This window comes from Porphyromonas sp. HMSC065F10 (assembly GCF_001808555.1).
GTDB lineage: Bacteria > Bacteroidota > Bacteroidia > Bacteroidales > Porphyromonadaceae > Porphyromonas_A.
This window is the reverse complement of record NZ_KV793803.1, coordinates 25466-49464: the sequence shown is the minus strand read 5'-3', so window position 1 is coordinate 49464 and position 23999 is coordinate 25466. Positions and strand designations below refer to the sequence as shown.

The window sequence follows — 23999 nt, the reverse complement described above, 5'->3', positions numbered from 1 at the left end:
TGTTGCAAATTTAGCCCATTTCTGCGATCTTCCCAAGAAGATTACCGACATATTTCCATAATTATAACTATCAACACTATAGTGGGATAGAAAGCGGGCAATAGGTATAAAAATCAGGACATCACGACTTGATGGTAAATTTTTTTCTTATCTTTATCATCGAATTAGAAGGTCGCACGCCGATCTTCCTAACCATAGTATCAAACAATATATATATCTATATGACCATGCGACTTAATCTCACATCACAGATTTCTCTAGAGCAGGTAGAGGAGCGGCTCTACAATCCTCAGAACGAGTATGAGGAGACTATGCTGACCAGCTACGAGCGGATCCTCACGCACATCTACCCCTCCGATGAGCAGGCAGGCGCTGAGCTCGCTCTCCGCATCGCTAAGGACATCAAGTCTCACCAAGACAAGGGGGAGACTTATGTCCTCGGCATCTCGGGAGGCACCAGCCCCCTGCCGGTCCTCCGCGAGCTGATTAAGCTCCACGAGAGTGAGAAGCTCTCCTTTGAGGGCGTACACATTTTCCCCCTCTATGAGTTTTACCCCCTTCTTAATGACAACGAAGGCGTCTTAGCCCACCTGCGTGAGGAGTTCCTCAACAAGATCAGCATATCAGACTCGTGCGTCCACTCCTTTGACATCCGCATAGACAAGGATGACATCCCCTCGTCTTGGACAGACTACGAGAGAGCGCTCAGTGACCTCGGAGGCTTTGACCTCTGCCTTATGGGAATCGGGCTCCGCGGCACTGTCGCAACCAACGCCCCCGGTGACGTACTCAGCTCCTCGTACCACCTTGTGGTACTTGACGACACCTCACGCAATGAGGCGATCAGCTCTTTCAATCTCTCCGACAACGTCCCCGAGACTGCTGTCTCCATCGGGATGAATGAGATACGTGCGGCCAAGAGTGTCGTCCTACTGGCATGGGGCGAAGCGAAGAAGGAGATCCTAAGACAGGTCGTTGAGGAGCCACAGGATGACAATATCCCGGCCTCTATCTTTCAGACCCACCCGAGGGCATGCGTCTACACCGACCTGGAGGCGGCTGACGAGCTGGCCCGGATCCACACTCCATGGAGAGTGACCGATCCCCGATGGACGGATAAGTTGGTTCGTCGCGCTCTGGTCTGGCTCTGCAATCAGACCGGAAAGACGATTCTCAACCTGACGAACCAGGACTACATCACCCACCAGCTGAGTGACCTGCTACGCCAGTATGGCTCAGCCTACGAGTGCAACATCAAGGTCTTCAACGACATCCAGAATACGATTACCGGATGGCCCGGAGGCAAGCCCAATGCAGACGACAGCAAGCGCCCTGAGCGAGCTCTCCCCTTCCCCAAGCGCGTGATTATCTTCTCCCCTCACCCCGATGACGACGTCATCTCCATGGGAGGGACGTTCCATAGACTCGTCAAGCATGGTCACGATGTGCACGTCGCTTACGAGACCTCGGGAAACATCGCTGTCAACGACGAGGAGGTGATTCGGTACATTGACTTTGTACACGCCCTCTACCAAAACGCAGGACGAGAGGACGATGAGCTCTGCAAGAAGCTGCTTGAGACACGTTGCTACCTGACCGAAGTCAAGAAAGAGGGAGACAATGAGACAGATGAGACGCGGTACCTCAAGGGGACAATCCGTCGTCAGGAGGCTCGCACGGCAGATCGCCATGTGGGACTCAAGGATGACCACGTCCACTTCCTCGACCTCCCCTTCTACGAGACCGGTGCGATCAAGAAGAAGCCACTCTCTGAGGAGGATGTGCTGATTGTCAAGGACTTCATCCAGAGCATTAAGCCCCATATGATCTTTGTCGCCGGGGATCTCCGTGACCCCCATGGGACACACCGCGTTGCCACAAATGCGGTACTCGCGGCTCTCGATGAGCTGAGGGGCGAATCGTGGCTTAAGGACTGCCGCATCTGGATGTACAGAGGAGCCTGGGCAGAGTGGAATATCGACGACATTGAGATGGCTGTGCCGATGAGTCCTGAGGAGCTCCGATTCAAGCGTGACTCTATCCTTAAGCACCAGACACAGATGGACGCTGCCCCCTTCCTCGGTGACGATGAGCGTCTCTTCTGGCAGCGATCGGAGGATCGCAATAGAGGGACGGCCAAGATCTATCACGACCTTGGATTTGCTCGCTACGAGGCTATCGAGGCCTTTGTACAGTACCACCCTGTAGACTGATCGTCCACCGAAGTGACATCATCCAGACAGGTCCATGACTGACAAGTCGGTCGTGGACCTGTCTCCTATGAGGGAGATGGTCACGAGGGTATGTATGTAGTGTCAAGTAATTTGTGCACCTTTGTATTGTCGAGCGGATTATACCCTCTCGCCGTTAATTACACATATAGTTTTATCCATACCAACCTTTAAACAATAACTGAGCAAGACGGCAACGTCTGACAAGTGTTTGTCTTATGAAGAATGTCCTTATCATTGGCTCGACCGGACAGATCGGGTCAGAGTTTACGATGAAGCTGAGGAGCATCATCCCCAATGGTCAAATCGTCGCCGGGTATATCCCCGCAGCTCCCGTCAAGGGAGAGCTCAAGGAGAGTGGTCCCTCTGAGATCGTAGACATCACCAACGCACAGCAGATCGCTGATGTGGTGGAGAAGTATGATGTCGATACCATCTACAACCTCGCTGCCCTCCTATCGGCAGTGGCAGAGGCGAAACCCCAGCTCGCATGGCACATCGGCATCGGTGGACTCTGCAACGTCCTCGAGGTTGCGAGGGAGAAGAAGTGCGCTGTCTTCACCCCCAGCTCCATCGGATCATTTGGTCCCTCCACGCCTAAGGATAAGACCCCTCAGGACACCATCCAGCGCCCCACCACAATGTATGGTGTGACGAAGGTATCCGGTGAGCTCCTGAGCGACTACTACTTCAAGAGGTTTGGTGTCGATACCAGATCGGTGCGTTTCCCCGGTCTGATCTCCAATGTCACCCTCCCCGGTGGTGGCACGACCGACTACGCTGTGGATATCTACTACAAGGCGGTTCAGGACGGGAGCTTTGTCTGCCCGATCAAGGCCGGCACCTATATGGATATGATGTACATGCCGGATGCCCTCCGCGCCATGTACGAGATCTTTGAGGCTGATCCTGCCAAGCTGAAGCACCGTAACTCCTTCAATATCGCCAGCATGAGCTTCGACCCGGAGATGATCTATGCGGCCATCAAGAGGCAGATGCCAAGCTTTACCATGACCTACGATGTCGACGAGCTGCGTCAGGGCATCGCTGAGTCTTGGCCCAACTCTCTTGATGACAGTTGCGCCAGAGAGGAGTGGGGATGGAAGCCCGAGTATGACCTCGACACCATGACCACGGATATGCTTAGTGTACTCAAGGAGAGATACAGCAAGTAATGTAATATAGTGGAGCACGGAGACCTCACGACAGTTTTCACTCCACTGATAGTGGAGCCACTCCTCTGAGTGATCGGAGGTGATGACGCTCTTGTTTTTTCTAATCCACAAATATTATTCTTACCATGAAATTCAAGCTCATTGACCTTCCCTACGCCAAGGATGCTCTGGAGCCTGTGATGAGTGAGGAGACAGTCTCTCTTCACCACGGCAAGCATCTCAATGGATACGTCAACACTCTAAATAAGCTGATCGAGGGTACCGCCTTCGAGGACAAGTGCCTCAAGTCAATCGTGAAGGAGGCTGAGGGCAAGATGTACAATCAGGCCGGTCAGATCCTCAATCACAACCTCTTCTTCCTGCAGCTCCGTCCGAAGGACGAGGCCAAGAAGGCTCCTACCGGCAAGCTGCTGGAGGCGATCGAGAAGGAGTGGGGCTCCTTTGAGGACTTCAAGCAGAAGTTCCAAGAGGAGGCTGCCGGTCTCTTCGGCTCCGGGTGGGCTTTCCTCGTAGCCGACAAGGACGGGAAGCTCAGCATTGACAAGGGCTCAAACGCCTATAACCCCATCACCAAGGGTCTCTACCCGCTGATGACTGCCGATGTCTGGGAGCATGCCTACTATGTAGACTACCGCAACGTACGCCCTGACTTCCTCAAGGCCCTCTGGGAGATCATCGACTGGAAGACCATCGAGGAGTGGTACGCAGAGCCGGAGCAGGCAATGAAGTGCGCCTGCAAGGCCAGCAAGGCTGAGTAAGCTCTGACAACCATAATATAAAGCAAAAGGGGCTGCATCGCTAGCGATGCAGCCCCTTTTGCTTTTCGGACGTCAGAGTCAGTCGTCCAGCTTATCCGAGATAGCACTCATGGAGTCGGAGACAAAGCGATCCAGCGCCTCTCCTCGCAGCAGACCGCTCGCAAGGAGCGCAAGGTCGATGAGGTGCTCGATCACCGGCTGACCGGCTGCAAAGTCAGCATAGATCTTGCTAAGCTTAGCATCCAGCTCATCAATGTGGGCATTGGTCTCCTTGAGATCCTCCTCGAGAGACTTCTTCTTTGCCTCGTCGGGCTTATTCTTATCATCATAGAGCTGACTATCTATCTCAGCCCTCCGAGCAACAAAGCCATTTCGGTCACCCATCAGCTGAGTGTACGTATCGATCTGGTCAGATGCCCTGAACCTCTTAAGCACCGCACCGATCAGCGGGTGGTCAATGTTGAGGGTCATCATGTAGCTGTCCGGCATAGACCCGTACATATCCATACCCTGCTGCATATGGGCCATATCCTTCATACGCCGCATATACTCATTTTGGATCACCACGATCGGCTTAGCCTCTGCGCCCTGATTGGCCGTGGCGACATGGATCATCTGCTTCTCGTCACCCTCAGGCACTCGGCTCTGGAAGAGCTGTCTAAGGATAGACTGATCCTCCTCAGTCATATCGACCTGACCGACCGGCTTCTCATCCTTACGTACGAGATTCTCCAGTGTGTCACTGTCGACACTGACAAAGTGGCTATCCTCCGACTTCTGCTCCAGCATCCCGATCAGGTGCATATCCAAGGGTCCATTGAGCAAGAGTACGCTGTAGCCCTTATCCTTCGCTGCACGGATATAGCTGTACTGACGATCAGGATCCTGAGCGTAGAGGTGGATAACCTTCTTATCCTTATCGGTCTGGTTGCCCTCTATGAGCGTCTTGTACTCCTCAAAGGTGTAGTACTTCTCATCGGTGTCCTTGAGGAGCAGGATCCCCTTAGCCTTCTCGGCAAACTTCTCATCCGTCAGCATACCATACTTCACGAAGAGATCGAGCGCCGGCCACTTCTCCTCGTAGGCAGCACGATCGGACTTGAAGAGCTCTGCCAGCTTGTCTGCCACCTTGCGCGTGATGTAGGTCGAGATCTTCTTTACCCTGGCATCGGACTGTAGATAACTACGGCTCACATTGAGCGGGATATCCGGTGAGTCGATCACGCCGTGGAGGAGATTGAGGAAGTCAGGGACGATGCCCTCGACGTTGTCGGTCACGTAGACCTGATTGCAGTAGAGCGAGATATTGCTCTTCTGCATATCAAGATTGGACTTGATCTGCGGGAAGTAGAGGATCCCGGTTAGGTTAAACGGATAGTCGATATTGAGATGGATCCAGAAGAGCGGAGCATCATTACCCGGGAAGAGCGTCCGGTAAAACTCCTTGTAATCCTCATCCGTGAGGGAAGAGGGCTGCTTAATCCACATCGGGTCCGTCTCGTTGATCACCCGTGGCTTATCCGTATCGACCTGCTTGCCATCCTTCCACTCCTTCTCCTTACCGAAGACTATCGGCACAGGGAGGTAGCTGCAGTACTTCTTTAGGAGCGCCAGTATGCGATTCTCATCGAGGAACTCCTTATCCTCCTCAGAGATGTGGAGGATGATATCCGTCCCCCGAGGCCTCTTCTCAGCCTCCTCCATCTGATACTCCGGATTGCCCTCGCAAGACCAGCGGATGCTGGGGGCCGTCTCGTCATAGCTCTGAGTGTAGATCTCGACCTTATCGGACACCATAAAGGCGGAGTAAAAGCCGAGACCAAAGTGCCCTATGATGCTGTGCTGATCCTCATACTTCTTGACAAACTCCTCAGCGCCACTGATGGCGATCTCATTGATGTATTTGTGGATCTCATCGGCCGTCATGCCGATGCCGTTATCCGAGATGATCAGCTTGTCTCCATCGATCTTCACCTCGACTTGGAGATCCCCGACCTCACCGGAATACTCACCCTTAGAGACCAGAGTCTTCAGCTTCTGTACGGCATCCACACCATTGCTGACGATCTCCCGGAGGAAGATCTCATTGTCACTGTAGAGAAACTTCTTAATAATGGGGAACATATTGTCGCTTGTCACGCCAATCTTCCCTGTCGTCTGATTTTTGTCCATTATCTATCTATTTTATGACTTAATTCTTCGTTTATATCTCAGTAGGCAAAGTCAGTGCCAAAGAATCAAGAGACGCCACGTGGGGGTATGATTGTCACACACAATAGTGGTACCTTTGTACATAACACTTATGATCACTGACTTAAAGATGAATACCAACCTACCCCCTCTCGCAGAACGGATGAGACCCGGCACACTTGAGGGCTACTTCGGTCAGAGCGACTTAGTCCGCCCCGGAGGACCTATTCACGATATGCTTCAGACGGGGCTCCTTCGCTCCTTCATCCTGTGGGGTCCCCCCGGGGTGGGTAAGACGACCTTGGCGAGGATCGTAGCCAAGCACTTTGACCTCCCCTTCTTCACCCTCAGCGCAGTAAGTTCGGGGGTCAAGGAGGTTCGCGATGTGATCAAGCAGGCCGAGGACTACAGAAATGGTCTCTTTGCTCAGGGGGCACCGATACTCTTCATCGACGAGATTCACCGCTTCAGTAAGTCCCAGCAGGACTCTCTGCTACATGCCGTGGAGCAGGGCAGCGTGGTGCTGATCGGCGCCACGACCGAGAACCCGTCTTTTGAGGTGATCCGCCCACTCCTCTCACGATGCCGGGTACTCGTCCTGAAGCCTCTCACACAGGGTGACCTGGATGAGCTCCTTCACTACACCCTCTCTCGGGATGAGGTGCTGACGGAGTACGAGGTGCAGATCGACTCCACAGACGCTCTCTTTGCAGCCTCAGGAGGAGATGCCCGCAAGTTCCTCAATATCCTGGAGCTCATCGCGACAACACCGGAGGCTCTGGAGCGAAAGAGCTTCACCATCTCCGATGAGATCGTGTCTCAGCAGATCCAGAGGAACCCCGGCGTATACGACAAGGGTGGCGAGATGCACTACGACATCATATCGGCCTTCATCAAGAGCATCCGTGGAAGTGATCCCGATGCAGCCGTATACTGGCTCGCCAGGATGATCGATGGGGGAGAGGACCCAAAGTTTATCGCCCGCCGACTGGTCATCTCGGCGTCAGAGGACATCGGTCTCGCCAACCCCAATGCTATGCTGATCGCCGAAGCGGCCTTTACCGCTGTGGAGCGCATCGGCTGGCCTGAGGGGCGTATCCCCCTGGCTGAGGCAACCATCTACCTCGCTTCCTCCCCCAAGAGCAATAGTGCCTACACTGCTATCAACCAAGCTCTTGCATTCGTCCGGGAGAGCCCACCCCACCCTGTACCGATGCACCTGAGAAATGCTCCCACGGAGTTCATGGACGAGCTTGGGTATGGTAAGGGGTACATCTACCCCCACGACTACAAGGGACACTATGCCTCCCAGCAATACCTCCCGGACGAAGTGGTGGGCACCTCCTTCTGGAGACCGGCGGACAATGCCCAAGAGGCTCAGCTACTCCAGCGGCTGAGACAAATGAAAGGAGAGCAGGAGTGAGAGAAGTCTAATACCGATATTAGACTTTTCTTTTACCGATATTAGTTGCGCCTAATATCGGTAAAAGAAAAATGCCAAAGGAGGCAGAGTTGATTTTCGCCCATTTTACCTGACCCCTCAATCACTTATTGAGAGCAGCGGAAGTGACCGAAGGAAGGGTCCCCTTTGAGGGACGGGAAAAAGTCTGTACCTTTGCATAGTCAAGCCGACAATATCCGGGCAAGTCCTACACGGCCAGCTCCCCACGAATCCCCCCAGGGCTTGATCGCAGCAAGGGTAGTGGGTTGTAGCGGCGCGATGTAGACAGCTTGCCCACCCGCCTTCTTAGCTCAGTTGGTAGAGCTTCTGATTTGTAATCAGATGGTCGTAGGTTCGAGTCCTATAGAAGGCTCTCATCAAGAAGCGACTGTAAGTGACGAGTCATCGTACTTACAGTCGCTTCCTTACTTGTGCCATATTGGGTAAGTTTGCTCCTGGGAGTACCTCCGCACTCCATTCGACAGTTTTTGCACATTCACCATTCCTTACCTAATCATCCGATGCAGCGCACATCCACCCCTAAGCGCCCCACTCTACTGCTTATAGGCGTAGCTCTCTGTATGATCTTCCTGCTGAGAGCCCATGCCCAGACCAGGTCCAGTGAGATCAAGGGGCGTGTCTACGACACCGATGAGGAGGAGTGGATGACCGCAGCAAGTGTGCGACTCCTGAGTGCCACCGACTCCACTCTGATACAAGGGGTGATGACTGACAAGCAGGGACACTTCAGGCTCCTGGTCTCCACGCCCGGAAGCTACCTCGTGGACATCTCTTTCATTGGCTACACACCCTACCGCAAGACGGTATCCATTGGGGAGAGCTCTAAGATCGACCTCGGGCGGATCAAGCTCTCCCCCTCTGCGACGGCACTGAGCGAGCTGAAGGTCGTGGGACAGGCGAGTCCGGTGACGATCAAGAAGGACACGGTGCAATTTAACGCCAGCGCCTTCAAGGTTCGCCCCGGAGCCTCGGTGGAGGAGCTGCTGCGCCGTATTCCCGGGATCGAGGTAGACGCAGAGGGTAACATCACCTATAATGGGGAGGCCATCGAGCGGGTGGAGCTGGACGGCAGAGACTTCTTCTCTTCCGACCCGACCATGGCGACTAAGAATCTCCCTGCTGACCTGATCAAGAACGTACAGGTAGTCGACAAGAAGTCTGAGCAATCCATGCTCACCGGTATGGACGACGGAGAGAAGACGAAAATACTCAACCTCAACGTGAAGGAAGAGCTAAAGAAAGGCTTCCTCGGCAGCCTAAAGGCCGGATACGGGACAAAGGACCGATACAGAGTAGACCTAATGGGATCGGCATTTAGAGGAGACGAGCGGATCACCCTCCTCGCTAATCTCAATAACACCGACGGGGTAAGGCGAGGGAGAGGAGACCGGACGCAACGCTCAGTGGGAGCCAACTACGACAACAAAGTAAGTGATAAGCTCAACGTCACCGCCGAGCTCTCATATCAAGAGGACGATAACACCCTATTCAGCCGAATGACTCGGGAAAACCTCCTCGGAGAAGCCACACATAGCACCACCGACCGCACCACTTCCTCTCAGGATGACCTCTCACGCCGTGGCTCCATGGGTGGTCGTCTCGAGTGGACCCCTTCCGAGAGGACTGCACTTTTCTTTATGCCCGACATCAGTATCGGCCGGAGCCGATCCCACTCACTCTCTCAGTACAGCACAGAGGCAAGAGAGGGCGAGACGATCAACTCCGGCTCCTCGGAGAGGGAGGAGAAGAGCCGCAACGATGGAGCGAGCGGCTACCTCCACTTCCGCCACACATTTAATGACGAGGGACGAAATATCTACGTCAGAGTCTTTGGGCGACACCAGTCGGGCAATAGCGACGGGACACTCAAGAGCGTCACCACCTTTGCCAAGGGCAACCGAAGCGAGACCCTGGATCAACTGACCAGTTCCCGCAGCGAGAGTAATCAAGGTGGTATCTCCTTCTCATACATGGAGCCTCTCAGCAAGTACTGGGCACTCCAGGGCAACTACAGCCTCGATGGCGAGTACAGGACGAGCAATCGCCTTGCCTATCAGGCCGACACTGAGGGAGAGTATACCATACTGGACAAACGGTACTCCAGAGGCTCCAGCAACCAGTACCTAAACCACCGGATCGGTGCCATGGCGAGGTATCGACCGAGACCCAAGAGCAGTATCTCCCTCGGAGTCGATGCGCTGCCCACCCACACCCACACGATCACCACGGATGGTGAGGAGGTCACCTACGATCACGAGCGAAGCATCGTCAACTATGCGCCCTCGCTCATCGTAGACCTGAGGGACGACAGAGGACTACAGTATATGCTGCACTACAGAGGGCGCACCGGCCAGCCCTCTATGGAGCAACTGAGTCCCGTCACCATACAGACCTCGCCACTCTCTCAGACAACCGGCAACCCTGACCTGCTTCCCTCGTTTAGGCATATGATATTTATGCGTGGATCTATGGAGAATCGGGAGAAGCTCCAGAGCCTGCAGATATTTGGCTATATGGGGACGGTGAATAATGCGATCATCAACCGTCGCGAACTAGACCGAGAGACCGGTGTCAGCCAAACCACTTACGAGAACGTGAATGGTGTCTACTCCTACAGTGCCGGCGGGTCACTGAGCCTACCCCTATCCAAGAGCCTGACCTCCTTCACCAACGGCCGGGTCGGTGGCAATAGAGGCAAGGGGTATGTCAATGGAGAGCTGAATACCTCTCTCAGCAGCACCGTCAATCTCTCGGAGAGAGTCACCTGGTCGGGCGAGTATCTGCAGTCGTCGCTGGGCTTCTCAGGGAACTATAACCATCTGACAAATACGGTATCCCGGCAGAGTGACCGAAAGACACTTGACTACAGGCTCTTCTGCGTAGCTACCTGGACGCCACCCTTCGGTCTCAGCCTCTCCCATCGTCTCTCCTACAGCGATGCCAAGGGGTACCATGATGATGTGAAGCGAAACCTCTGGATATGGGACATCAGCATAGGGTACTCCTTCCTCAAGGATCGGAGGGGGACACTGGAGCTGGAGGCACTGGATCTGCTGGGACAGAGGAGTACCTTTCGTCGCACCTCAACCGCTCAATCCATCACCGATATGCTCTACGAGGGAGTCACATCGTACGTTATGCTGACCTTCACTTATAAGTTCAATACCCTGCCGACAGCAGACCCCTCTGCCGATCGCTCCTCACGGTTGAGATACCAGTCTCGGTACTACCACAGGATGTGAGGAAGAGGGGGGTGTACTTTTATAGTGCTCTACAAAAGCGTTATCTTTGCAGATAAAGTGTACCAGGCAGATAGCCATGATGCACTTGTACTCTAATTAGTTAAGAACTCATCATCAGAAAAGACATGGAGAGACAATATAGTGAGCAGGAGCTCCTGCGTCGTGATAGCTTACAGAAGTTGCGTGACCTGGGGATCAACCCCTACCCCGCTGAGGAGTATGTGGTGGATGCCACCTCGCAGGACATCAAGGACCATTTCTCGGATGATGAGCAGCAGCCTCGACAGGTAAGAATAGCCGGGCGACTGATGTCTCGCCGGATCATGGGCAAGGCATCCTTTGCTGAGCTCCAGGACAGCGAGGGCAGGATACAGCTCTACATTACTCGCGACGATATTGCACCTGAGGAGGATAAGACGCTCTATAATGTAGTCTTCAAGAAGCTCCTTGACATTGGCGACATCATCGGGGTGGAGGGTTTTGTCTTCCGCACCAAGATGGGCGAGATCAGCGTCCATGTGCAGAAGCTTATCCTGCTCTCCAAGTCCCTCCGACCTCTCCCGGTCGTGAAGGTAAAGGATGGGGAGACCTATGATGCCTTCACCGACCCGGAGCAGCGCTACCGCATGCGGTATGTGGACCTGATCGTCAATCCGCAGAATAGAAACATATTCATCAAGCGGACGAAGATGTATAGTGCCTTCAGGGACTTCTTCAACTCTCGAGGCTTCCTCGAGGTGGAGACGCCCATCCTGCAGACGATCCCGGGTGGGGCGTCGGCTCGGCCTTTCATCACTCACCACAATGCTCTGGATATCCCTCTCTACCTAAGGATTGCGGACGAGCTCTTCCTCAAGAGACTGATCGTCGGAGGGTACGATGCGGTGTACGAGTTTGGGAAAAACTTCCGCAACGAGGGGATGGATCGCACACACAATCCCGAGTTTACCGGGATGGAGGTGTATGTCGCCTACAAGGACTACAATTGGATGATGGAGATGACCGAGCAACTGCTCGAGTACACGGCACTTCAGGTCAATGGCAAGACGACCGTGGAGCTGGATGGCAAGACCATCGACCTCAAGGCTCCCTACCGGCGACTCACCATGACCGACGCCATCAAGGAGTATGGGGACTACGACATCACCGGCAAGACCGAGGAGGAGCTGAGAGCCAAGTGCAAGGAGCTTGGGATCGAGGTGGATGACTCCTTCGGTAAGGGCAAGCTGATTGATGAGCTCTTTGGCGAGATCTGTGAGGAGCACCTGATCCAGCCCACATTCATTACCGACTACCCTGTGGAGATGTCTCCGCTGACGAAGATGCACCGTACCAAGCCCGGACTGACGGAGCGCTTTGAGCTGATGATCAATGGCAGCGAGCTTGCCAATGCCTACACCGAGCTCAATGATCCAATTGACCAGCTGGAGCGCTTTGAGGATCAGCTGAGACTGTCGGAGAAGGGTGACGATGAGGCAATGTTTATCGACCAAGACTTTGTCCGGGCCTTGGAGTATGGTATGCCGCCGACGAGTGGTCTCGGGATAGGGATGGATCGCTTGGCGATGCTCCTGACTGAGCAGGATACTATCCAGGAGGTGCTGCTCTTCCCCACGATGAAGCCTATATCTCAGCCCAAGGGCGAAGTGGAGGAGGAGGAAGCGGACTCTGATAGCGAGTGAGTATGAAGGAGACAGCCTCTAAGAGTGCGACAGACCCTAAGTCTTCCGCCACACCGGCGACCAAGATCGGGCTCATTGGTAGCGGGAGCTGGGCTACGGCGTTAGCCAAGATCCTGCACGAGACCGGCCAGGAGTTCAATTGGTACTTCAGGTTCCGCAGCCAGATCCGGGCATTCAAGAAGCAGGGGCATAACCCCAATTACCTCACTTCTGTCAGCTTTGACACCTCCAAGATCCACTTCTACAGCGATCTCACAGAGCTGGTAGAGGAGAGCGACACCCTGCTCCTCTGCACCCCTTCTCCTTACCTCAAGGGCGTACTGCAGAAGGTTGATCCCGAGAAGTATAAGGGAAAGGTCTTCCTCAATGCCGTCAAGGGAATTATCCCCGATAGCTATCAGCTGGTATCAGACTTCCTGTCCAGCGAATTTGGCATACCGATGTCTCAGATCGCTGTCATCTCCGGACCCACACACGCTGAGGAGGTGGCGATAGATCGGACCAGCTACCTAACTATTGGATGCGAAGACAAGGAGACAGCCCTACGGCTCGCCCCGCTATTTCATGCTCCCTATGTCCATACGGTGATCAGCACCGACGTGAGGGGCATTGAGTATAGCAGCGTGCTGAAGAATGTCTACGCCATCGCCTCGGGCATCACTCAGGGGATGAAGCTTGGAGACAACTTTATGGCGGTGCTTATCTGCAACGCCACCGGGGAGATCAAGCGCTTTATCCGCACCGCCACCGAGAGTCGACCGCAGGTCTACGACTCTGCCTACTTAGGGGATCTCTTAGTGACTGCCTACTCCCGATACAGCCGCAATAGGACCTTCGGAAATTTCTTAGGCAAGGGCTATGGCGTCTATGAGGCGCAGCTCGAGATGGAGATGATCGCAGAGGGTTTTTATGGAGCAAAGTGCATCCACGAGGTGAATAAGCGATATGGCGTCGAGATACCGATTGCGGATGCGGTCTACGACATACTCTATGAGCACGTCAAGCCGGAGCAGGCATTTAAGGACCTTAAGCCGCTCCTGAAGTGAGTCAAAGACCACCGAGATAGGAGAAATATGTCGCACCATACCTCTGAGTCGAGGACCCCTTTTCCCCACATCTCCAAGCTGATCCCGGAGCTGTGGGACTGTCTCACCGACCGAGAGAGGGAGGTATTCATCCTGCGGAGCAAGGTGTACACCTGTGAGGAGGGGGAGCGTATTTACCCGATCACACCTAAGGAGCGGGGAGAGGAGAGGAGCGTCATCACCTTGGTTGAGGGTCAGGCGCTGACCTACTATCTATACAATGGCGAAGTGCCGATACACTTTACCGGTAAGGAGATGCTGGGTCTCGCTCGACTGCTCACCGGTATGGAGGAGTGGTACATCTGCAAGGCGCTCACAAAGTGCCTCGTCCTCGCTCTCCCGGCGGAGATCGTGGAGATGGTGATAGACAATAATGCACGGGCCTCCAAGCTACTCTTGACACGAGCCCTCAGGACTCTGCACACTAAGGACATGCGCCTGATCGTGCTCAATACACGTCGCATGCCGGGGAGGATGGCCTCGACGCTGCTCTATCTGGATCAGCTCTTCGGCAGAGAGGAGGACGGGCAGACGCTACGGGTGAGACTGACGAGGGGTGTGCTGGGCGGTCTGAGCAATATGACCACCAGCAATGCCACCAGAGTCCTGCGATCCTTAGAGGAGGATGGGATGATAGCACTACAGGGAAAGGAGATACAGATACTTAAGGAGACCGCCCTCGTAGATGTCAGTCGTCACGGATGAACGACAAAACAGTGGATGGATGAAGAGAGAAGAGAAAAGAATTAACATGGAGAATGCCGACATCCTCGGCACTGCTCCGATCAGGAAACTATTACAATTTTACGCTTGGCCCTCAGTCATAGGGGCTGTCGTCAATACCCTATACAATGTTGTCGACCGGATATATATTGCACAAGGGGTCAATAGCTTGGCCCTATCCGGTCTCTCGGTCACTATGCCCGTGATGGGCGTAACTCAGGCTGTAGGTACCCTCGTCGGTATGGGTGCCGCCTCAAGGATCTCCATATTGCTCGGGCAGCAGAGGAGAGAGGAGGGAGAGAAAATGCTGGGCAGTGCCTTCCTCCTGTCGCTCACGATCAGCAGTCTTGTGATCGTCTTGCTGATGATGTTTGCTCGGCCGCTTCTGATGCAATTTGGTGCCTCGGAGGCGTCCCTACCCTATGCCCTCGACTATCTAAATATCGTCTTGCCGGGAAATATTTTTGCCAACATCACCTACTCTTACAATGCGGTGATGAGGGCAACCGGTTATCCCAAGAAGGCGATGAAGACGATGCTCATCGGTGCAGCACTCAACTTTGTACTCGACCCCGTGTTCCTCTTCGTATTCCATATGGGTATCGCAGGGGTCGCCCTCGCCACCGTGATCAGTATGTTTATCGGCATGATCTGGGTACTGCATCACTTCACACGACCGGATACCAACGTCAAGCTAAGGGTGAGAAACTTCAAGTTCAACTGGGATTACACCCTTGCAATCGTCTCTATCGGTGTGGCACCCTTTGTGACCCACCTGATGGCGAGCATCGTCAATATCTACAAAAACCGACTGCTCTACGACTATGGGATGATCTCTCCGATAGACTTCTACAGCGGGGATCTGGCGGTGGCAGCCAATGGAGTGATCCAGAGCGTGGCCATGCTGACGCTGATGTTTATGTTTGGTATCTCTCAGGCGACACAGCCTATCCTTGGCTACAACTATGGGGCGGGGAACCTCGGGCGAGTGAGAGATACCTTCCGGATCGCTCGGAAGATGAATTTCCTGATCGGTGTCTTTGGAGCCTCCGTGACCCTGATATGGCCTGAGATTGTTGCTCGCGCATTCACGTCTGACCCTCAGCTGATCGCAGTCTGCAAGGTAGGGCTGAAGATCGAGCTGGCAGCCATGTGGGCAGTGGGCATCCAGTTGACCGGAGTACAGTTTTTCCAGAGTCTTGGTAAGGCAGCCCGTGCCCTCCTGCTGAGCTTCTCGCGACAGCTGATCTTCCTCGTGCCTGCACTGGCGATCCTGCCACGTGTCATGGGTCTCACAGGCGTATGGACCGCACTACCAGTAGCGGATGTACTGTCGATGATCTTATGCATGACGATGACTTCATCCTACTTCCGCAAGCTGGCTCATCCCTATCGTCGGTCTAAGCGTTGCGCTTAAGCATGCGATACATTTTCTTTGTCTTCGTACAGATCGCACTGGGCTATGCCCTCTGTCACTATGCCGGACGTCGAGTCCCCAGGGATCAGCTGCTCCGTAAAGTGCTCAAGTGGAGCGTCATAGCTATCCCGGTCCTCTCCATAGGGCTAATCCTGACCACCTCACTCTCCGGTGGCAGTACACCCGAGCTGGTGACAGATCTACTCTTCGCTGAGATCTACTTTGCCACACTCTTCACACTCCTCGACAGCGCCACGAAGTGCCACTATGGTCGCGTGACCGCCCTACTCTGTCTATCGCTGATCCTACCGGTGATGATCGCGGGGAGAAGAAATGTAAGGGAGCCGATCACCACCCGCTACCGCATCATGTTGCCAGACGAGAAGCCCTCGGACAGCGTCCGCATAGCACTCGTGACTGACATCCACTTGGGCGAACTCTTCGGGGAGGAGCATCTTGCAAGGATGGAGCAAATGATAGAGAAAGCTTCGCCGGACTATGTCTTCATCGGGGGAGACCTGATCGATAGAAGTCTAAGCGATGTGGACACCATCACGGCTGCATACCACTTCGCCCGCATAAGAGAGAGCACCCAAGGTCTCTACTTCGTCCTTGGCAACCATGAGTACTATGGTGACTTGGATGAGAATGTGCAGTGGATCTCCTCGCTGGGGACACTGCTCCGCGACAGCGTCGTGAAGCTCCGCCCAAGCCTTTACCTCATAGGCAGAGACTACTACAAAGCCCTGGATAAGGACGTGGTGCCACTCAGTAGCTTAGCGGATCTGGTGCCCGATGGTGCGACCTCCATACTGCTACAGCACCGGCCTCGTGAGCACTGGGAGAGGGACCCAGAGGTCAGCGGGATAGACCTCACTCTCACGGGACACACCCACGCCGGGCAGATCTTCCCGATGCAGGTCTTCCAACCACTCCTCTTCTGCCACAACTACGGCTGCCATCCCTCCGGTGACGGCATGATCATCATCTCCTCCGGCTATGGCGCTTCCACCTCGCGCCTCCGTATCGGGAGCAGGTCTGAGATCGTAATCATCGACCTCCACTTCAAGGGTACATAAGCCCGGATAGGGCTAATGGAAAGGCTAGGTCCCTCCATTTTACTTGACTCCCCCAGGGGTACTCCTACCACAGGTGCGCGACTATGCCGAGTAGAGCTTGAGGGTTGGGCAATAGAGGCAAAAATGCTAACTTTGCACGCTAACAACTGAAACCAAATCACATAAAGACATAACAATGGATATCACTCTCGCAGAGCAGAAAGACAACTTTGCCCGTATTGACGTAACTGTCGAGAAGTCGGACTACGCAGAGGACTACAAGAAGCGTCTCAATAACATCAGCGCCAACGCCTCAATGCGCGGATTCCGCAAGGGTCACGTGCCTAAGGGACTCATCCTTAAGATGTACGGTGACAGCATCCACGTCGATGCAGTTAGCGAAGCTGTTACTTCTAAGCTCATGGACTTCATCCGGGAGAAGGAGCTGAAGACTATCGGTCAGCCTATTATGCCAAAGGAGCTCAACCAGGGAGATAAGCTTCTGCAGGATGAGATGACCATCACCTTCCACTTGGCACTGATCCCCACCCTGAGCAACGACATTCTCAGCAGCGAGGACACCCTTACCTACTATCAGCCCACCGTGGACGACGAGGAGGTAACCAAGCAGATGGAGCAGCTCCAGAGGGCCAATTCCAAGTTTGTCGACGGAGACCACATTGTCCCCAATGCGTTCGTATCCGGAGCATTGGCAGAGCTTGACGGAGACTCGCCACGCGAGGGAGGCATTCAGCTCGATCGGACCACGATCTACGTGGACTTTATGACCGATGAGGATGAGAAGGCGAAGTTTGAGAACGCCCCCAAGGACAGCATCGTAATCTTCAATCCCTATAAGGCCTTTGGCGGTCAGAAGTCTGAGCTCAAGGCGCTCTTCCACCTTGACGACATGACCGACGAGGAGGTGGAGAAGTACAAGGAGAGCGAGTTCTCCTACGAGATCAAGGAGATCAGCTACTCCCAGCGTGCTGAGCTTAATCAGGAGTTCTTCGATAGGATCTTTGGTCCCGACAAGGTACACACTGAGGAGGAGGCTCGCGAGGAGCTGAAGTCCAAGATGGAGCAGAATATCAAGGCCAACGCTGACTATAAGTTCACCGAGGATCTCATAAGCCTTATCACAAAGGAGAAGACCGACAAGGTGGATCTCGCAGAGGATACCATCAAGGAGTGGTACAAGGGCTCCGAGATGGCCAAGGATCAGTCAGACGAGGAGATCGACAGTAACTTCAAGGAGCTGATGAAGGGTCTTAAGCTGGACATAATCATCAACCACTTTACGGATAAGTACAGCCTTGAGGTCACTGAGGAGGATCTGAAGAACTTCACCCGCTCCTACGTGATCAACCAGCTGGCACAGATCGGTCTCTCCTCTCCTACGGAGGACATGATTGAGGGACAGGTACAGCGCGCCCTCAGCAATGACAACTTCCGCTACAACACCCAGCAAAATATGCTTCGCCAGATGGTTGCCCAGAAGATCCACGAGGACAACGTGATCACTGTGGAGACTAAGGAGGTGACTGCCGATGAGCTCCAGAAGATCATTATGGACAGCGGTGAGGAGGCTGAGTCTGAGGAGAAGCCTGCCGAGTAAGGACTTCGTGCGTCCGTAGAGACTCACTTATCACAGCTATGTAAAGCCTGAGACTACTTTTCCTGAGTAGTTTCAGGCTTTCTTTATCCTTCCGGACAATTTGGGTATCTTTCCGATCCATCAAGCATTTATACCATATGACCAGATACCATTCCCATACTACCTCATACCTCGGAGTGTCAACCACCTGCGCCCTCTTAGTCATCTTGCTCTTAACCCTTATAGGATCTCCCACCCTATATGCGAGGGACAAGGAGGGACGGTTTATCGTGGTTATTGATGCCGGGCATGGGGGACACGACAGCGGAGCAAAGGGCAAAGTCTCCTACGAGAAAAATGTCGTCCTCGCGGTGTCCAAGAAAGTGGGGGCCAAGATCAATGAACTGGCACCACAGATCAAGGTATACTACAGCAGACCAGACGATAACTTCATCGGACTGCAGGACAGAGCCCGATTTGCGATCAAGAAAAACGCTGACCTCTTTGTCTCCATCCATGCCAACGCAAGCAATAGCCACTCCCCCAGCGGCACCGAGACCTATGTGCTCGGTCTTCACCGGACAGAGGACAACCTAAGGGTGGCGATGAAGGAGAACAGTGCCATCCTCCTGGAGGACAACTACTCCAAGAAGTATGAGGACTTTGATCCCACCTCAAGCGAGTCGTACATCATCTTCCAGTTCATGGCAAATAAGCACTTGGAGAATAGCTTGAGGCTTGCCAAGCTGGTCCAAAGCGGCTTCAAGTCCGCCAGTCGATACGACCGAGGAGTACGCCAGGCGGGCTTTCTGGTGCTGCGAGAGGCTGCCATGCCAAGCGTCCTCATTGAGATCGGCTTCATCACCAATAGAGAGGAAGAGCGCTACATCAACTCTCAGAGTGGGCAGGCCAAGATCGCCAATGAGATCGCCAAGGCTGTCATAGAGTACGAGCGGCAGATCCGGAGGCGATCCGGCAAGCAATAGTCCCCACACGACCATACCAACTACCAAAAAGGGAGATGCACCAGCTTGGGTGCATCTCCCTTTTTCATTACCAAGTGTGACCCTCAGATCACTTAGCCTCTTCGCTGTCTGAGTCCGCTGCAGCCTGCTTAGTCGCAAGCATCTCCTTAAGCTCTGACTCTGTAGCCGAGGCTAAGTTGCTGGAGGAGACTTTCTGATATATCTTCAGATCAAAGAGCGAGATCACTGCCATCAGATGCTCAAAGGTATTGGCAGCGATGGTCTCATGCATCCCCCAATTAGAGGTCTTTGTGAAGAACCGTACGAGGAGTGGCAGTCCCATCTCAGTCATCGGCTTCTGGAAGCACATCGCATCGTAGTTGTGGTCCACAGCATCGGACTGCTCGAGGAACTTAAGCACATAATTTCGGAAGAGCCCCAGGTTGGTCACCCTGACCCGCGTCAGGTCATCCGTCAGGCTCTGCTTCTTATTCTCATCCTCCACCTCGGCAATCAGCTGATCCATCACCTGGCTCAGCAGGCCCGACTGACGCAGGCGCTTGATCAATTGATCATCAGCATAGCGTATCGAGGAGATGTCGATATAGATCGAGCGAGCACAGAGACGAGCATTGGAGCGCTGCATATTAGACCAATTCTGCACAGGGTTGCTCACTAAGTCGTAGGGTGGTATGGTGTACATTGAGTTATCAAAGCCCATCACCTTGACCGTTGTAAGCGAGATCTCTACGACGTTTCCATCAACGCTCTTACCCGGCACGGTGATCCAGTCACCCACATGGACCATATCACTACCTGTCAGCTGTATACTGGCTACAAATCCGAGGATGGTGTCCTTAAAGATCAGCATCAGCACTGCAGATAGTGCTGCCAGACTGCCGAATATTGTGCTCATATCAATGCGGAAGAGCAGCGATATCACCACCAAGACCGCAAGGAAGATAGCCAGCACCTTAAAGGCCTGCAAGAGTGCGACCATAGGATTATCCCTATACTGCGGCTGCTTAAGCATCCATGCCCGACCGGTGTCAATGACAGCGGTAAGTAAGCTAAAGAAGAAGAAGGTCTGACAAAGTCGAGCCACTAACAACAAACCGACATACCACGCACCGCCATTGGGGAAGGGCAGTGTAAGCAGACCAATAAATATTGAGCTAACGATCAAGCTCACAAGCTTACTCAGGACCTTATTACTGCGAGCGTCGGCCGTTGAGCTACTGAACCACGGAATCTTACCCAGGAGCCCCCTCAGCCCTTTGATGAAGATCAGCCGGAGTATGAAGTCCACGATCACTAAGAATACAACAACGATCCCAAGCACAAGCATCTCGTAGGCAAGGGATCCATGCTCAATCCCGAGGTCAAAGCCAGTGATAATCCTCAGGAGCAAGGCTCTAATATCATCCATTGATACAAATTTATTTTGGGTGGATATCTAATGCGTTATCAGTTACAGATACTTTATATCGTACCGAAGGGTTGACTCCTTGACTTCCCCCTCCTTGATCTCCTTGATCTCGTGCCGTACCTGTAGGGGCTGGTCAAAGCGGTCACACAGGTAGGAGGCAAGTAAGTGGTAGTGGTAGTCCGGTCGGCGGATCACCATAGAGGAGATGAGGTTGGAGGATCTGGAGCCGAGTATGAAGCTGGAGAGGAAATTCACCGAGCTCACATCGCTGAGGTAATTCAGGTCAGGGAATACCCGATTCCCAACATTACTATAGTAGGTCATCTCCTGACGATACTCTCCCTCGTGTCCGGTGATAGAGGTGATATTTCCCTCCGTGTCCCAAGTCACATCCATCTCACCATCCTGACTGATGATGCTGTCAAGCTGACCGCCATAGAGCCTCAGATCCCAGTGCTCCTCTCTACCACTCGTCCGGCGGAAGGAGAGGGAGGTTCCCATACCAAAGGGGTCAAGATCGACCGTGGTGATCTCAGGTGTATTGCACCCCTCCATGCAGTCGGTCTCCACGACGAGTAGCTTCCGATCGTACACCTCAGACTCTATAAGTGACTCATGGAGACGGTTGCCCTCCTTATCTAGAGAAATCCGTCTCGCCCAAGAGAATTTCTCATCCTCATCCCAACCAAAAGTCAGCACCGACGAGGGATGCCGTCCCTCATAGCAGGTGATAGAGTCAATCAGAGACGTGGGCGTCTCCACTCTACGATAGCGGCTCTTCAGGGCATTGTACAGGACTATGCCGCCCACTGCTCCCACAGACATCGCCGCCAGGTCTCTCAAGACATCACGAGCAGCTGCATTGATAGAAGTTTGACTCATACTATATAAGGATATTTATTATTGAATGGTTTGCTAACTTGATCAAGACACACAAATCTACCATTTTATCCCCAAAGAAAGATCACCTCCGGAAGAGAAAGGATAGAAAAAGAGGGGAGGTCCCCAGCAAAAAAGAGTGGGTGATGCCATCATCTCAAAAAAAGCGGTATATTTGCACGTTATATACTCAGAGAATAATGATCCGGAAACATTATCCAGCCTGCGTCCTCCTTAGCACACTCATCCTACTGATCGCCTCCTCGTGCGGTGAGTATGTGCGTGTGCAGCAAAGCACCGACGTCACAGAGCGCTACTCGTACGCCAAGAAGTACTACAATACCGAGAAGTACAAGCAAGCTGCTGAGCTGCTTGAGACGGTAGTACCCTATCTCCGCGGCACCGGGGAGGGGGAGGATGCCCTCTACCTCCTCGCTAAGAGCTACTATGCGAGCAAAAACTATCGGGAGGCAGCAGACGTCTTTGAGAAATACTACACCACCTACCCCAATGGCGAGTACACCGAGCTGGCTCGCTTCTACAGCGGCTATGGCTTGGCTAAGCAGATGCCCGACCCGCGTCTTGACCAGGAGCCTACCTACCGCGCAATCAAGGAGCTGCAGCTCTTCCTCGACTTCTACCCCCAGAGCGAGAAGGCAGAGGAGGCTACCCAGCTTCTCTTCGACCTCCAGGAGAACCTTGCTCTCAAGGAGCTGCTGAATGTCGAGCTGTACTACAACCTCGGTAATTATATCTTCAACAACTACGAGTCGGCCATCATCACAGGGCGCAATGCCCTGAAGGACTACCCGTACAGCAAGTATAGGGAGGACATACACTTCTACGTCCTCTCCTCGCTCTACGAGATTGCGAGGTACAGCATTGAGTCCAAGAAACAGGAGCGGGTACGCTCCCTCAGAGATGAGTACTTCGCTTTCGTCAACGAATTTCCTGAGGGGAAGCATCGCAAGGAAGCGGATAAATACTACGACTTTGCCTATCGTCTCATCGATGGCAATGACGAGTAAGCACACATAATTCACATCACGATCACTTGATCCAAGAAGCACAAATGGACAATAAGAGCAAAAATGCACCCCAGACCCTCGTGACACGCGACATCAATGCGTTTGTCGAGCCTACGGGGAATATCTATGACTCCATCCTGATCATGGCAAAGCGTGCCAATCAGATCGCCGCCGACATGAAGCAGGAATTTGATGACAAGGTCAAGGAATTCTCGACCTATACCACCGATGATGGTGAGGATGTCGAGGAGATCAACAACGAGCAGGCTGAGCTCTCGAAGTACTTCGAGAAGCAGCCCAAGCCCCTCCTGATGGCGATCAAGGAGTTTGAGGATGGAGAGCTTACCTGGCATCTGCCCTTAGACAAGATGGACGATGACCTGATGGACAACATTATGGACGACTGACACCACGGGATGATACAGCGGAAACAATCACTCTGGCTCCTCCTCGCAGCACTACTCTTACTGGTGCCACTCTTCTTCCCCTACGTGGTGATCACGTCTGCAGACACCCTCTTTGAGGGAGACACCACAGGCTTTACGCAACTGGGTGCAGGGGATGAGCTTGTCACCTTTGAGTGGCCACTGATGATACTCAATTTCATCATCATCATCGTCAGCCTCGTGACGATATTCCTCTACAAGAAGAGGCCCCTCCAGATGCGACTCACGGTGTTCAATATCCTACTGACAGTCGGAGTGATGATCCTAGCGGGTGTCACCACCTACAGCTTCATCTCATCACTGGGCGAGGGCTATATGGGCTGGCGGCTTAAGTGGCTGGTAGCCATCCTCCCCCTGCTGGCTATTGTGCTGGACGTATTGGCGTACCGCGCCATTGCGATCGATGAGATGACCGTCCGGTCTATGTATAGGCTGAGGGATAGGAAGTAACTCACCATACCTTATACTAAGTACAGAAGAGAGAGATGGGTCGATAAGCCCGTCTCTCTCTTGTCTTTTTCGCAGGCATCCAGACAAGGGGAGCGGTGACTGCTGATTTACACCTCTCCCGATGGGCAAAATCTTTTACCGGTAAAAGAAATCTCTAATACCGATAAAAGATTTCTCTAATA

Annotated in this window: 18 protein-coding genes, 1 tRNA gene and 1 other RNA gene; 17 read left to right on the top strand and 3 right to left on the bottom strand. The window is 53.4% G+C overall.

The features are described 5' to 3' along the window. The first annotated feature begins 227 nt into the window (after positions 1–227). From HMPREF2890_RS07200 to HMPREF2890_RS07190, 3 genes are all read left to right on the top strand, one after another. Complete coding sequence (locus HMPREF2890_RS07200; protein WP_070467242.1) at positions 228–2213, top strand: 6-phosphogluconolactonase; 1986 nt, start codon at positions 228–230, stop codon at positions 2211–2213. Between the two features lie 236 nt (positions 2214–2449). Beyond that, a complete protein-coding gene (locus HMPREF2890_RS07195) occupies positions 2450–3406 on the top strand; it encodes an NAD-dependent epimerase/dehydratase family protein (protein WP_070467105.1) in 957 nt (318 codons plus the stop codon). A gap of 125 nt (positions 3407–3531) precedes the next feature. Continuing rightward, entirely contained in the window at positions 3532–4164 is a 633-nt protein-coding gene (locus tag HMPREF2890_RS07190; RefSeq protein ID WP_070467103.1) for a superoxide dismutase, read from the top strand. Positions 4165–4242: 78 nt separating this feature from the next. Here HMPREF2890_RS07190 and htpG read toward each other — a convergent pair whose 3' ends face one another. Further along, positions 4243–6336, bottom strand: coding sequence for a molecular chaperone HtpG (gene htpG, locus HMPREF2890_RS07185; RefSeq protein ID WP_070467098.1), 2094 nt, complete (start codon positions 6334–6336; stop codon positions 4243–4245). A gap of 130 nt (positions 6337–6466) precedes the next feature. Between htpG and HMPREF2890_RS07180 the strand changes: the two genes are divergently transcribed. From HMPREF2890_RS07180 to HMPREF2890_RS07130, 11 genes are all read left to right on the top strand, one after another. Continuing rightward, positions 6467–7777: a replication-associated recombination protein A gene (locus tag HMPREF2890_RS07180; protein ID WP_246825362.1), complete on the top strand. Its 1311-nt coding sequence runs from the start codon at positions 6467–6469 to the stop codon at positions 7775–7777. Between the two features lie 217 nt (positions 7778–7994). Beyond that, an RNA gene (gene ffs / locus HMPREF2890_RS07175) (signal recognition particle sRNA small type) lies at positions 7995–8094 on the top strand. Position 8095: 1 nt separating this feature from the next. Then, positions 8096–8168: transfer RNA gene (locus HMPREF2890_RS07170), tRNA-Thr, on the top strand. A 148-nt stretch (positions 8169–8316) separates the two neighbouring features. After that, on the top strand, positions 8317–11058 hold the full coding sequence (locus HMPREF2890_RS07165) for a TonB-dependent receptor (protein WP_083289874.1): 2742 nt from the start codon (positions 8317–8319) through the stop codon (positions 11056–11058). A 125-nt stretch (positions 11059–11183) separates the two neighbouring features. Further along, entirely contained in the window at positions 11184–12740 is a 1557-nt protein-coding gene (gene lysS / locus HMPREF2890_RS07160) for a lysine--tRNA ligase (protein WP_070467091.1), read from the top strand. 2 nt (positions 12741–12742) lie between these two features. Beyond that, on the top strand, positions 12743–13786 hold the full coding sequence (locus HMPREF2890_RS07155) for an NAD(P)H-dependent glycerol-3-phosphate dehydrogenase (RefSeq protein ID WP_070467090.1): 1044 nt from the start codon (positions 12743–12745) through the stop codon (positions 13784–13786). A gap of 27 nt (positions 13787–13813) precedes the next feature. Next, positions 13814–14530 carry a Crp/Fnr family transcriptional regulator gene (locus tag HMPREF2890_RS07150; protein ID WP_070467088.1) on the top strand — a complete coding sequence of 239 codons (717 nt, stop codon included), beginning with the start codon at positions 13814–13816 and terminating at the stop codon, positions 14528–14530. Positions 14531–14549: 19 nt separating this feature from the next. Continuing rightward, complete coding sequence (locus HMPREF2890_RS07145) at positions 14550–15965, top strand: MATE family efflux transporter (protein WP_246825361.1); 1416 nt, start codon at positions 14550–14552, stop codon at positions 15963–15965. Positions 15966–15967: 2 nt separating this feature from the next. Beyond that, positions 15968–17044 carry a metallophosphoesterase gene (locus HMPREF2890_RS07140; protein ID WP_070467083.1) on the top strand — a complete coding sequence of 359 codons (1077 nt, stop codon included), beginning with the start codon at positions 15968–15970 and terminating at the stop codon, positions 17042–17044. Positions 17045–17219: 175 nt separating this feature from the next. Then, on the top strand, positions 17220–18641 hold the full coding sequence (locus tag HMPREF2890_RS07135) for a trigger factor (RefSeq protein ID WP_070467081.1): 1422 nt from the start codon (positions 17220–17222) through the stop codon (positions 18639–18641). 137 nt (positions 18642–18778) lie between these two features. Next, positions 18779–19606: an N-acetylmuramoyl-L-alanine amidase family protein gene (locus HMPREF2890_RS07130; RefSeq protein WP_083289873.1), complete on the top strand. Its 828-nt coding sequence runs from the start codon at positions 18779–18781 to the stop codon at positions 19604–19606. Positions 19607–19694: 88 nt separating this feature from the next. On the opposite strand, the gene HMPREF2890_RS07125 is transcribed toward HMPREF2890_RS07130, so the two are convergent. Then, positions 19695–21014 (bottom strand): mechanosensitive ion channel family protein, encoded by a 1320-nt coding sequence (locus HMPREF2890_RS07125; RefSeq protein WP_070467078.1) that lies wholly within the window; start codon positions 21012–21014, stop codon positions 19695–19697. A gap of 42 nt (positions 21015–21056) precedes the next feature. Further along, positions 21057–21896, bottom strand: coding sequence for a hypothetical protein (locus HMPREF2890_RS07120; RefSeq protein ID WP_148130718.1), 840 nt, complete (start codon positions 21894–21896; stop codon positions 21057–21059). 197 nt (positions 21897–22093) lie between these two features. Between HMPREF2890_RS07120 and HMPREF2890_RS07115 the strand changes: the two genes are divergently transcribed. The 3 genes from HMPREF2890_RS07115 to HMPREF2890_RS07105 are packed head-to-tail and all read left to right on the top strand — an operon-like array spanning position 22094 to position 23817. Beyond that, positions 22094–22921 carry an outer membrane protein assembly factor BamD gene (locus HMPREF2890_RS07115; RefSeq protein WP_070467074.1) on the top strand — a complete coding sequence of 276 codons (828 nt, stop codon included), beginning with the start codon at positions 22094–22096 and terminating at the stop codon, positions 22919–22921. A 44-nt stretch (positions 22922–22965) separates the two neighbouring features. After that, positions 22966–23328: a DNA-directed RNA polymerase subunit omega gene (locus tag HMPREF2890_RS07110; protein ID WP_070467072.1), complete on the top strand. Its 363-nt coding sequence runs from the start codon at positions 22966–22968 to the stop codon at positions 23326–23328. A gap of 9 nt (positions 23329–23337) precedes the next feature. Continuing rightward, a complete protein-coding gene (locus HMPREF2890_RS07105; RefSeq protein ID WP_070467069.1) occupies positions 23338–23817 on the top strand; it encodes a DUF4293 domain-containing protein in 480 nt (159 codons plus the stop codon). Positions 23818–23999: the final 182 nt, after the last annotated feature.

Coding starts and splice junctions, on each gene's coding strand:
- HMPREF2890_RS07165 (WP_083289874.1), top strand. CDS start 8,317: ATGCAGCGCACATCCACCCCTAAGCGCCCCACTCTACTGCTTATAGGC.
- HMPREF2890_RS07145 (WP_246825361.1), top strand. CDS start 14,550: ATGAAGAGAGAAGAGAAAAGAATTAACATGGAGAATGCCGACATCCTC.
- HMPREF2890_RS07135 (WP_070467081.1), top strand. CDS start 17,220: ATGGATATCACTCTCGCAGAGCAGAAAGACAACTTTGCCCGTATTGAC.
- HMPREF2890_RS07130 (WP_083289873.1), top strand. CDS start 18,779: ATGACCAGATACCATTCCCATACTACCTCATACCTCGGAGTGTCAACC.
- HMPREF2890_RS07110 (WP_070467072.1), top strand. CDS start 22,966: ATGGACAATAAGAGCAAAAATGCACCCCAGACCCTCGTGACACGCGAC.
- HMPREF2890_RS07115 (WP_070467074.1), top strand. CDS start 22,094: ATGATCCGGAAACATTATCCAGCCTGCGTCCTCCTTAGCACACTCATC.
- HMPREF2890_RS07150 (WP_070467088.1), top strand. CDS start 13,814: ATGTCGCACCATACCTCTGAGTCGAGGACCCCTTTTCCCCACATCTCC.
- lysS (WP_070467091.1), top strand. CDS start 11,184: ATGGAGAGACAATATAGTGAGCAGGAGCTCCTGCGTCGTGATAGCTTA.
- HMPREF2890_RS07155 (WP_070467090.1), top strand. CDS start 12,743: ATGAAGGAGACAGCCTCTAAGAGTGCGACAGACCCTAAGTCTTCCGCC.
- HMPREF2890_RS07120 (WP_148130718.1), bottom strand. CDS start 21,896: ATGAGTCAAACTTCTATCAATGCAGCTGCTCGTGATGTCTTGAGAGAC.
- HMPREF2890_RS07140 (WP_070467083.1), top strand. CDS start 15,968: ATGCGATACATTTTCTTTGTCTTCGTACAGATCGCACTGGGCTATGCC.
- htpG (WP_070467098.1), bottom strand. CDS start 6,336: ATGGACAAAAATCAGACGACAGGGAAGATTGGCGTGACAAGCGACAAT.
- HMPREF2890_RS07180 (WP_246825362.1), top strand. CDS start 6,467: ATGATCACTGACTTAAAGATGAATACCAACCTACCCCCTCTCGCAGAA.
- HMPREF2890_RS07200 (WP_070467242.1), top strand. CDS start 228: ATGCGACTTAATCTCACATCACAGATTTCTCTAGAGCAGGTAGAGGAG.
- HMPREF2890_RS07105 (WP_070467069.1), top strand. CDS start 23,338: ATGATACAGCGGAAACAATCACTCTGGCTCCTCCTCGCAGCACTACTC.
- HMPREF2890_RS07195 (WP_070467105.1), top strand. CDS start 2,450: ATGAAGAATGTCCTTATCATTGGCTCGACCGGACAGATCGGGTCAGAG.
- HMPREF2890_RS07125 (WP_070467078.1), bottom strand. CDS start 21,014: ATGGATGATATTAGAGCCTTGCTCCTGAGGATTATCACTGGCTTTGAC.
- HMPREF2890_RS07190 (WP_070467103.1), top strand. CDS start 3,532: ATGAAATTCAAGCTCATTGACCTTCCCTACGCCAAGGATGCTCTGGAG.